The sequence below is a fragment of the Bartonella sp. EBT8 genome (assembly GCF_055796165.1).
The window spans coordinates 1-10,831 of record NZ_JBTTDJ010000020.1; the positions used below are offsets into that span (position 1 = coordinate 1).

A 10,831-nucleotide genomic window follows, 5' to 3' on the forward strand; every position below is an offset into this window, starting at 1 on the left:
ATTTGCTGTTTGGACAGAAGAAGATGTTGAGAAATATTATAAAACATGGGCTTTAGGAACACATGAACGCGTCTGGATTGATGTTCTTCTTTACACAGGTCTACGTCGTGGTGATGCGGTACGAATTGGTTGGAAAGACGTTAAAGAGAATATCATTCATCTCAAGACAGAGAAAAGTAAATTCCAAACAGATGTTTTTCTACCCATTTTGCCTGAATTAGCAGAAACCCTTAAAATTGGTCCTATTGGCAATGAAACATTTATTTGCGGGAAAAACGGAAATAAGCTCGTTAAAGAAAGTTTTGGCAACCTTTTTCGTGAGGCGTGTAATGCAGCGGGAATCAAAAAATCAGCCCATGGATTGAGAAAATTAGCAGCCACACGTGCCGCTAATTCCGGTGCAACAGTTTCACAACTTAAAGCAATCTTTGGATGGACTGAAGATAAAATGGCATCTCTCTATACAAAGAGTGCCGACCGCAAAAGGTTAGCTATTGAAGCGATAAAAAAGCTCCAAAAAAATGAGGGATAACGCTACAAAAAACATAATGGAATCAATGATCACGAATTTCCCTCACATCGTAATAACTCATTTATTTTATTGAAAATAATTAGAACGGCCCGGACAACCACATTTCCTCCTGTTATATATAATCTACTGTTTTTTGTTGTGTTTTTTAAGATGACGAATATGTGGATAATGGTTTTGGAATAGAATTCTCCGATATTTTTCTACAAAATGCTTCTGGATCGCCTTTTGAAGACTATCCTTAAAAACATCAGCGCTATCAAATTCCATTCTATCTTTCAAATTGCAATGCGTATCAAGAAAAGCGCAAAATCCATCGATATTTTCTACAGATTCATTAAAACACGGCTACGGTTGAAGAAGTACAATGATGATGTCTTTTCAAAATATCTTTAATGATACCAGACATCCCAAAATGCCTGCTTCTAAAAAATTGAAAGCCTCCTTATAAGAAATTCAAATTTTTGAAACCCTCTCCTTAACTTTAGTAAGAGCGTTGCTGTATATTTCTCTTGCTTTTATTCTTAGAAGAAATCGAAAAAAGACGAGTATTCTACGATCTCTTCTAAAATTTTTTCTTAAGCAGCCTTCTTCACTGATTTGCGAAAACGAAAAGACTTCCCCCGCTTTACTGCGGCTTTTGCTTTTTTGTGTCTTTCACTTAAAGAGGGAGAATTTTTAATCTGTAGTTGCTCAGATTTATCTTTACAACTCAAAACCTGCTTCTGACGTTTAGATCTTCTAAAACGAGGTTCCTTCTCATTTTCTTTTTCTCTACCTTCTGAAACAACCGATTTTTCTGGAAAAGCAGCAAATTGTTCCGGAACAGCTTCACGCGCTAATCGTGCACGAATCAAGCGCTCTACAGCGCGTAACCGTGCTCCTTCTAATCCTTCATCAAAAAGTGTGAGTGCTTCACCAAAAGCACCATTGCGTCCTGTGCGACCAATACGATGCACATAACTTTCAGCTTCATCTGGTAAATCATAATTAATCACATGACTTATTCCTGGTATATCAATACCGCGTGCTGCAATATCTGTTGCAACGAGGATCTTTACTGCTCTATCCCGAAAAGCTTTTAAGGCAGACTGGCGAGCATTTTGTGATTTATTTCCATGAATTGTCGCAACAGAATATCCTATCTTTGTTAGACTGCGTGCAACAGAATCAGCACCGTGTTTCGTTCTGGTAAAAACAATAACCGAAGCAAAAGCCGGATTTGTCAAAAGTTGACCTAAAACATTCTTTTTTTCACGCGTAGAAACACAATATAACTTTTGAATAACTTCTGCAGCTGTTGTCCCTTGAGGAGCAACTTCTATTTTCACGGGCTCATTGAGCAAACACTTTGCAAGTTCAGAAATTTCCTTCGGCATTGTCGCAGAAAAGAGTGCTGTCTGACGCTTTTGATGCAAAAGCTTTGCGATTTGCCGCACATCATTAATAAAGCCCATATCTAACATACGATCTGCTTCATCCAGAACCAAAAAACGAGATTGAGACAGATCAACATATTTTTCACGAACAAGATCTCTCAGACGTCCTGGTGTTGCTATCAAAATATCCACACCTGCATCCATGCGTTTAATTTGTTTTAAACGTGATATTCCACCAAAAACAAGACATGTTGAAAGATGTGTTCCTTTCGCAACAGCACGAATTGTTTCATCAACCTGAACAGCAAGTTCACGTGTAGGAACCAAGATTAAAGCACGTGCAGTTTTAGAGGTACGTTTATCGCCTAAAGCTAAAATCTGGCTTAAAATAGGCAAACCAAATGCCAAGGTCTTTCCAGACCCCGTCTGTGCAATTCCTAACATATCATGCCCTTCCAGCATCACTGGGATTGCTTGTTCTTGAATAGGTGTAGGTTTCCTCATACCAGCAATAAGCAAGTTTTTAATTAAAAGAGTCGACAAACCTAACTTTGTGAAAACATTTTCTCTATTTATATTCAAAATAAAATCTCTCCTCAGCTCCACAAGAAACGAGCTGAACCTAATGACTCAAGAATCCGCGCAAAAGAAATCTTGATATTTGAAATTTATGAAGCAACGCTTGAAAGAGCGATTTGCGCAACCCATGAGCACCCTGAAATCAAAGCAAAGGTGGCATAAATCTTACTTTAATAAAGAGCCAGTTAACCAGCCTAAACACCTTCGCCTATATTATCATTGGATTATCACAAAAAAGCAAGAACTTTACGAAAGTTATTTCTTATAAATAAAAAAACAATATTTTAATGCTTTATTTCTTTATTATGACTTCCTTTGGTACATGTATCCTCTTCAAATCAGGATAAATTTCGAGAAAAACCGGATTTTGTACAGTTTTCTGACCACCATAAATTAAATACCACCGTATTTTATCAAAAATCGCCAAAGTTTTGTATTGAATAATGCGATCATTCATCTCAAGCGTAGTCGGAATAAAAGCATAAAAAGTACCTTTATCAGTCTGCAAATATTCTATATTTTTTTCATCTAAATGAAAAGCATCCGGAGGCAAATTTTCAAATTGAACATGCAGCTGTTTAAGAAAACTATGACGTAAATTATCCTCTGTCGTATTCAATCGGCGCGCTATTTCTTTATAAAGCCGATCGGGCATATACGAAGAAATAAGTGCGAAATTCCCATTTTTTACAGCATTATTGACATCAACAACTAATCTTGAAAGTTCAACTTTCTGTATTGTCTGTAGCTCAGATGCTATACTTTGTTTACCAACACTAAAAAACAAAAAAAGTCCTAGTAAAAAAGAAAAAATAGATTTCATTCTTAAATATCTTTCGTTTTTGAAAAAATTTTAGCTTATCAAATGACAAAATCAAATAACGTTTGATCATCGGTAATATCGCGATAGCGCCAACCTAAAGCTTGAAATTTTTTCTCTAAGAGACAAAAATTATCGTATTTTTTTGTTTCAATTGCGATCAATACAGAACCAAAACTTCTCGATGATTTTTTGAGATATTCAAAGCGCACAATATCATCATCTGGAGAGAGTTGAGCAAGAAAACTACGCAGCGCACCAGGATGTTGGGGAAAACTAAAAATAAAATATTTTCTCAAGCCCTGAAAACGTAGAGAACGTTCTTTAATATCGGGCAAACGCTCAAAATCAAAATTACCACCTGAAATAACAAGAAGGATTTTTTTTCCTTTCAACTCTTGAGGAGAAAGGCTATTAAGAGCATCAATTGATAAGGCACCTGCTGGTTCCAAAACCACACCTTCAACATTAAGCATTTCAACCATTGTAGAACAAACACGATTTTCAGGAACTGTAATAACAGAATCGGGCGGAAATTTTTTCAGTATTTTATAATTTAACGCACCTATTTCAGCGACAGCTGCACCATCCACAAATGTATCGATATTTTCAAGTTTGACACGTTTTCCACTCTTCAAACAAGCAAGCAAACTTGCCGCTCTTTGTGGCTCAACAAAACGAAGCTCTGTTTTCCAACCATATTCATGTAAAAACTTACTCACACCACTCGCTAAACCACCACCACCTACAGGAACAATGATTAAATCTGGCTCGCTCTCCCCATTAAGTCTTTTCCACTGCAAAGCAGCCTCACAGAGAACTGTCGCTTGCCCAGCAATGATGCGAACATCATCAAAAGGCGGTGCCATTATACCACCACCCTGCATAACGAAAGATTGCGCGGCCGCATAACATTGATCAAACGTCTCACCAACTAAACGGATATCTACAAACTCTTTGCCAAAAATGCGTGTCTTATCAATTTTCTGTTGTGGAGTTGTCACAGGCATAAAAATCACACCTTTACGTTTAAAATAGCGACAAACAAAAGAAACTCCCTGCGCGTGATTCCCTGCTGATGCGCAAACAAATGCAGCATCTTGAGAGATTTTACCAAGCATTTCTGAAACAAAATTAAAAGCACCGCGAATCTTATATGACCGTACTGGTGTTAGATCTTCACGTTTCAAATAAATTTCTGCATCATATTTTTGACTAAGAAAATCATTTCTCTGAAGTGGTGTTTCAGCAAATACATTATGCAAAGCCACCATAGCTTTCTTTACGTCTTGAATAAATTTACTCATAACACCAGCCATTTCATGCTTCATTAATCCTATACAGGCTTCTTCTAGCTATAAAGGCAACCATTGTCAGTCAAAAATTAAACAAAATACGAAAAGTTTTAATCTTAATCATTAATTCTTGATTCAACAAAAGATATAGCTTATGAAAATGCTCTTACCGCGGACGTGATGAAATCGGTAAACATAGCAGACTTAAAATCTGCCGGTCTAAGACCTTGCGGGTTCAAGTCCCGCCGTCCGCACCACAACATCTTAAATTTCCCTTATTTTTCAATACTTTATTAAAAATCAACAAAAATTAAACCACCTTTTGTAACTCCATTATAACGCTATCAGACGGCACCACGATGACATTAAAATTCGAATCATTGCTGCTTTTTGAGGTACCTTTCCAGAACCTTGACATTCTCTTCATCTTTTAAGGTGGAGAGACAGCCAATCTCGATCTCCTCATCCTTGAGGATGAGGAAATGAGTTATATTTGAAATCTAAGCAGCTTTTACGACAGATCTTGCTAGAACCTGTTTAGCTTCTTTGATTAAGGCTTTGTATTGCCTGTTTTCTTCGTCTACTCTAAAAGCATCAATAAGACGAACATGGATTGGACCTAAAAGATATAAAACTTTTTCACCAGCGTTCATACCCTCCCAATGGCTTGGTAAATCAAAGCGTCTATCACTATCATAATCAACAGATTGACTTCTTAGTTTCTTTTCACACTCGATAAAGTAACGACGGGCTTGACGTCCTTTCTCATTCCTCTCAACCATTGAAAGCTCTTTTGCCATGTCTAGAGTGATGTAATATTCTGTACTTGGGCGACCACTTTTAGGTTTTACTAAATTTTTAGTAAAATTCACAAAGTCTTGATTTTCTTGGAAAGAATATTCCTTAATACGATTAATAATCCAATCATTAAAGCGGGATGTTACTTCCAAAAACTTATGCAACTCACGTGCATCAACAGTTTGGACTGTTTCTTGTCCAATGGTCTGTTTTGATATTTTTATGAGATTGTTCATGATATTTTCCTAACGAAATTTTAAATTCTGATTAGACATCCAAAAGGGCGCCGGGTGCTCAAAATACGGTCGTTAGTCCGCCACTATACTTTCCCTTAGAAAAGGTATTGTATGGTATAGCGACACCCGACAAAAAAGCACGCTTTCAACGTGATACTTAAGTCGAATTTTTAGGAACGGTAAACAATTTCGGTTGCTCATCCGCTAACGATTTCAAAGTGTTTTGACCACCTAACGAGTGAATCTAACAATTTTGAAAACATTGTCAAGCTGTTTCTGAAATAATCTAGCATTTCATTGTGTCCTTTTGTGTTGCAAAGGCTTTAATTTCCTTGTTAATTTCATCTATGAGAGATTCAATATCTAAAACGCTTTTAGGACAATTCTACTGAATCTCTTTCTGTTTTTTTTGCTTCAATATAACGGTCAATTTCAACAAGATCCCATTTTAAGTATCGCCCTTCTTGTATAGGCTTAGGAAAGACTCCAATTTTCACAAGCCCTCTAATATAGGTCATTGACATTCCGAGATAAATTGAGAGATCTTGTATATTAACAAGCCATTGCAAGCGCATCGACAGTAAAGCTTGTTCGAATAAGCTTACTTTTTCTATTGAGGCAGTTAATTTTTCTTTGTTCATTTAAATGCTTTCCTTATTATCTATGTGTTAAGAATAATTATTAAGGGTGGGGGTGCTGGGAAGAGAGAGCACCCCCATAGGGTTAAGCAGCTTTTGTCAAGATCTGTTTCATATCTTGCTCTATCTCTGCTAAAAAGACCTCGACTGCTTTAGTAATCTGTTCAATTTGTTCATCATCACGGTGGATGCGTTTGACTTTCATTCTCAAACCAGTAGATCTTCCTACAAATTGTGGATTATAACGAATGAAATCACACCATTTGCGTCCTGTGCAAGCCATTTGGAATTGCATCTGCGCGTGATATTCAGGCTTAATCTCATTATAAAGAAAAAAGTGCAAATGCGTTCTTGATTGTGGGCATTTAACTTCAACTAAACCATCTTCACCAATCAAACCATCAGAACTAGCCCCCGCCATTGCCATGGTAGGATGTGGTATAAAGCCGCATTTTATGACACCGGCATCATAAATGAATTCATATTCTTTCAGAGCGTCCTCTTCATGTTCAATACCCCATTGCATAGACGGTGTTATATAAGATTGGCTTATTTCTCCTGTTAAGCGCTCTGTCATGAGTTTCATTTTGTAGTCTTCATATTTGCTTGTAGGTAATCCTTTTGCTGTCTTACTGAGTACATTGTAAACATTAGAGGCGATGACTTTCCCTAATCGCGCTTGAAACCATTCTGCTGTTCTTTGTTCCATATCAAACCGCCGTTTGTTGTTGTGTTGATGCCATTTGCTTATTCTGTTTATCTTTCAAAAGATGCAAAATGGTTTGCGCGCTCTGATCACAGATATCATCAAGCTTTTCGACATTCGCATAAGAAAGTATCTTTTTTTCTTCTACCTTTGTTTGTACCATAAGTCTTCTGATTTCATTGATCTGTTCTGGAAAAGCTGGTTTTTGAGGCATATTCCCATCTTTATCGTCTTCTTTGCTTGCGACATTAAGAAGCATGCTTAACAGATATCTGCGTGCATAGGTGATCGTAGAGCCAACAGATTGTATGACTGATTTGCATCCTTTAGCATCATAAGGAAATTTCCCTTCTGTCGATATTTTGTTTCCTGATGGATGTGTCAAAGTCATTTCTATGACGATACTGTCATGATTTTGTTCTTTGATACAAGAAAACAAAGCGAAGTGGTATTTTGAAAGGGTCTTCTTTACAGCATGAATATGCTCAAGGGTAGCGTATTGGCTATTTGTATGGGTATTTATAGAGTTTTTCTGGATATTTTGATATTGCGTTTGCATTAAAGAAAGATCACGGACAAAGTTTTGGTAATTCTGTCGTTCTATTTCCTTTTCTCTTAAGGCGATAAGCCGTTCGAGACGGTCCATAGCAGTTTGTTTAACTGCTAAATGTTGAGTTTCTTCAACTTCTGTTAAATTGGTGTTTTGTTCATTCATCTTGATTTCCTCCATTGCGCGTAATTCACCCGTTGCGTGAATTACGCTTTTGTTAAAATGGTCGTTATTAGAGGTCTGTTTCTAAAAGCTGTGTGATATTAACCACCTCCCCGCCTTTAAAGACGAGAAGATGAAATCAGTTTTTAAACTAAGCAGCTTTTACGATAGATCTTGCTAACAGCTGTTTAGCTTCTTTGATTAAAGCTTTATATTGCCTGTTTTCTTCGTCTACTCTAAAAGCATCAATAAGACGCATATGAATTGGACTTAGAAGATACAAAACTTTTTCACCAGCGTTCATACCCTCCCAATAACTTGGCAAATCAAAGCGTGTATCATTATCAGAATCAACAGATTGACTTCTTAGCTTTTTCTCACACTCAATAAAGTAACGACGGGCTTGCCTACCTTTTTCATTGCGTTCGATCATTGAGAGTTCTTTCGCCATATCTAATGTGAGATGATAGTCTATTACTGTAACAGCTCTAGATTTTGCGCTCCCCAATTTTGGGGATCGCAAATCTTGCGTTTTTATGAAATCATTTCCCTCTTCAAATTCATATTGATTAATACGATCCTTAATCCATGTCGTAAAATCACGACCTACCTCTAAAAACGTATGTAATTCACGTGCATTAACGGTTTTGACGGTTTCACGGTCAATAATTTTTTCTGATATTGTTATGAGAATGTTCATTATGAACTCCTTACTACTTAGACGTTTTTCATTGACAACCCTATAAGGGCGCCGGGTGCTGAAAAACACGGTAGTAAGTCCGTCGTTATGCTTTCCCCATAAAGGGTATTGTATAGCATAACTACACCCGACAATGCCATTATACGCATGGAGCATACAACGAGTCAAAGCCTTTAAATTTACGGAAGATTGGTTATTTCGGCAACCAACCCGCTTACTATCAAGGTGTTTTTCAAGCACCTGATTCGAGAATAGACATATTAGTAGTGGATTGTCAAATAAAAAATTAGCAAACCCACGCAAATAAACTATATCGATTTCATCAGTCAATTCGCATTTCTTTTCCATGATGGTCATCCCTTAATGCACGCTTTGTCTTTTAAGTTCTTGAGAAAGCACACCAATGCCTTTTGTTGTGATTTTTGCTGAAGGAATGACTTTATTTATTCCGCCAGAGGTTTGAATAGTGATGGTAGGACAATCCATCAGACCTTTTTGGATTTTGTCTTGATAAGGCAACAGGTGCCCACTTGCCATGCGTCGATAGACCCAACCCTTTTGCTGTAAGAAGAGAATGAACTGTTTTGGTTGCATTTCGAGTATTTTAGCAACTTCAGTAAGACCGAAGAGCCCCTCATGGCGCTGTAAGCTTTCAAGAGCCATTGCCTTTGGTTTTAATTCAGCAATCATATTGTCTTTTTGTTCATTCTCATTTTTGAGATAATTTAAAACCCCTAACATGACTTGTGGATAGAGTAATCGATTTGCGGTGCCACTACTTGCTGTTCTAATTGTTGCCACCGGTCAATTATCTTTGCTCGCAAGGTAGTACTATAACCTGAGACAAGAATTAAACATTCACGCTTGGGAAGATTATAACAATTTTGAGGTCTACCTTGTGTGTCTAAATAGGTCCCCCCAAATTTGGGGAGACCCCCTTCATAGTATAATTCTTCAAGCATTTTCTTAATATCACGCATAACATGGTCATGCCGTTTACCACACAACTCCGCAATTTCAACACTCGACAACGCATTGATTTATAATGATAATTTACTGTTTTGCATATTGAATGAGACCCCCGAATATTGTAAGATTCTCTCAATTCAAATCATTTCATTTTGTATCAATTAAAGTCACTTATTTGCACGTCATAAGTGGGGTTGGTGTGTGGGTAAAAAACCGTTTAGAAAGGAACAAAAATGCCTTTAATGAATCGTCTTAATGCAAGGGCTGTCGCAACATTGGGGGCTGGCAAATATAATGATGGTGCTGGCTTGTACCTTCATAAGCGTAAAGATGGGGGCGCTCAATGGCTTTTACGCTATACCATCCACGGGCGGCGTCGTGAAATGGGCTTGGGTGCTTTAAGAAATATCTCTTTAAAAAAAGCTCGTGAATTGGCAACCCAATGGCGGTCTGTTTTACACGAGGGTCGTGACCCCATTAAAGAACGTGAGAAACAAAAACGCGAAGCAATGCGTAATCTCCATTATCTCAAAGATATTGCTTTGGATGCTTTTGAAAGCCGTAAAGCTGAATTAAAAGGAGATGGTAAAAATAGTGATTGGTTTTCACCTTTAAAACTTCATATTCTCCCTAAATTAGGCTGTCTCCCCGTTTCAGAGATTACCCAAAATGATATACGCAATACACTCGCACCAATTTGGCATACAAAAGCTGGGACAGCTTATAGAGCTCTTAATCGTCTTAATATATGTCTCAAACATGCTGCTGCAATGGGATTGGATGTTGATTTACAAGCAACAGAAAAAGCACGCGCCCTCTTAGGCAAACAACGCCATAAAGTTAAAAATAGACCAGCTATGGATTGGAAAGAAATACCGGCTTTTTACAAAACACTTTGCCAAACAACAATCATGACACAACTGGCTTTGCGTTTGCTTATCCTGACAGGTGTTCGTACATATCCCTTGTGTCATATCCATAAAGATCAAGTTGATGGTGATATATGGACCATCCCTGCTGAGAATATGAAAGGAAGGCGTGATACAACAAAAGAATTTCGCGTGCCTTTATCAACCGAAGCATTAGAAATTTTGAAACAAGCACGCCTGCTATCTCGCAATGATTTCTTTTTTTCTGCAACCGGTCGTGGTCCCCTTGCTGAGAGGTGTATGTCAGTCTACATGAAAAAAACTGGACTTAATGCCTGCCCGCATGGTTTTCGCTCTAGTTTACGCGATTGGCTAGCAGAAACAACTGATGCTCCCTATGAGATCGCTGAAACCATTCTAAGTCATACGGTTGGGGGTAAAGTAGAGCGTGCCTACCGTCGTACTGATTATTTAGAACAGCGCCGTGTTTATATGGATAAATGGGCGGCTTATGTCACGGGGCAATCTTAAAAGATGGGGGCTTGTACCCCATCATTCCTTCATTATCTGTGGATAACTTTCTCTCTTCGTTCTCTCATTT

General features: G+C 37.8%; 10 protein-coding genes, 1 tRNA gene and 1 pseudogene. 3 read left to right on the top strand and 9 right to left on the bottom strand.

What is annotated here, in order from left to right; translation table 11 throughout:
- Window positions 1-532, top strand: a 532-nt coding sequence (locus tag AC0QT4_RS08240) for a tyrosine-type recombinase/integrase (protein WP_473201209.1), incomplete at its 5' end; no start/stop codon positions are given.
- A 575-nt stretch (window positions 533-1,107) separates the two neighbouring features.
- Here the strand turns inward: AC0QT4_RS08240 and AC0QT4_RS08245 are convergent.
- The 3 genes from AC0QT4_RS08245 to ilvA form a co-directional block, all read right to left on the bottom strand.
- Entirely contained in the window at window positions 1,108-2,490 is a 1,383-nt protein-coding gene (locus AC0QT4_RS08245; protein WP_473201210.1) for a DEAD/DEAH box helicase, read from the bottom strand.
- Between the two features lie 289 nt (window positions 2,491-2,779).
- A complete protein-coding gene (locus tag AC0QT4_RS08250) occupies window positions 2,780-3,310 on the bottom strand; it encodes a hypothetical protein (RefSeq protein ID WP_473201211.1) in 531 nt (176 codons plus the stop codon).
- 38 nt (window positions 3,311-3,348) lie between these two features.
- On the bottom strand, window positions 3,349-4,626 hold the full coding sequence (ilvA, locus tag AC0QT4_RS08255) for a threonine ammonia-lyase IlvA (RefSeq protein ID WP_473201217.1): 1,278 nt from the start codon (window positions 4,624-4,626) through the stop codon (window positions 3,349-3,351).
- A 147-nt stretch (window positions 4,627-4,773) separates the two neighbouring features.
- Between ilvA and AC0QT4_RS08260 the strand changes: the two genes are divergently transcribed.
- A tRNA-Leu gene (locus tag AC0QT4_RS08260) sits at window positions 4,774-4,859 on the top strand.
- Window positions 4,860-5,102: 243 nt separating this feature from the next.
- Here AC0QT4_RS08260 and AC0QT4_RS08265 read toward each other — a convergent pair.
- The 6 genes and pseudogenes from AC0QT4_RS08265 to AC0QT4_RS08290 all read right to left on the bottom strand — a co-directional run bounded on the left by AC0QT4_RS08265 (window position 5,103) and on the right by AC0QT4_RS08290 (window position 9,432).
- Window positions 5,103-5,636: an antA/AntB antirepressor family protein gene (locus AC0QT4_RS08265; RefSeq protein WP_473201212.1), complete on the bottom strand. Its 534-nt coding sequence runs from the start codon at window positions 5,634-5,636 to the stop codon at window positions 5,103-5,105.
- Window positions 5,637-6,010: 374 nt separating this feature from the next.
- Complete coding sequence (locus AC0QT4_RS08270) at window positions 6,011-6,277, bottom strand: helix-turn-helix transcriptional regulator (RefSeq protein WP_473201213.1); 267 nt, start codon at window positions 6,275-6,277, stop codon at window positions 6,011-6,013.
- Window positions 6,278-6,359: 82 nt separating this feature from the next.
- A complete protein-coding gene (locus AC0QT4_RS08275; protein WP_473201214.1) occupies window positions 6,360-6,983 on the bottom strand; it encodes a lambda exonuclease family protein in 624 nt (207 codons plus the stop codon).
- Between the two features lies 1 nt (window position 6,984).
- Complete coding sequence (locus tag AC0QT4_RS08280; protein ID WP_473201215.1) at window positions 6,985-7,695, bottom strand: ERF family protein; 711 nt, start codon at window positions 7,693-7,695, stop codon at window positions 6,985-6,987.
- 148 nt (window positions 7,696-7,843) lie between these two features.
- A complete protein-coding gene (locus tag AC0QT4_RS08285; RefSeq protein ID WP_473201218.1) occupies window positions 7,844-8,392 on the bottom strand; it encodes an antA/AntB antirepressor family protein in 549 nt (182 codons plus the stop codon).
- Between the two features lie 360 nt (window positions 8,393-8,752).
- Window positions 8,753-9,432: pseudogene (locus AC0QT4_RS08290) on the bottom strand (Rha family transcriptional regulator).
- A 162-nt stretch (window positions 9,433-9,594) separates the two neighbouring features.
- Between AC0QT4_RS08290 and AC0QT4_RS08295 the strand changes: the two are divergent.
- Window positions 9,595-10,761, top strand: a complete 1,167-nt coding sequence (locus AC0QT4_RS08295) for a tyrosine-type recombinase/integrase (RefSeq protein WP_473201216.1) — start codon at window positions 9,595-9,597, stop codon at window positions 10,759-10,761.
- Window positions 10,762-10,831 lie beyond the last annotated feature (70 nt).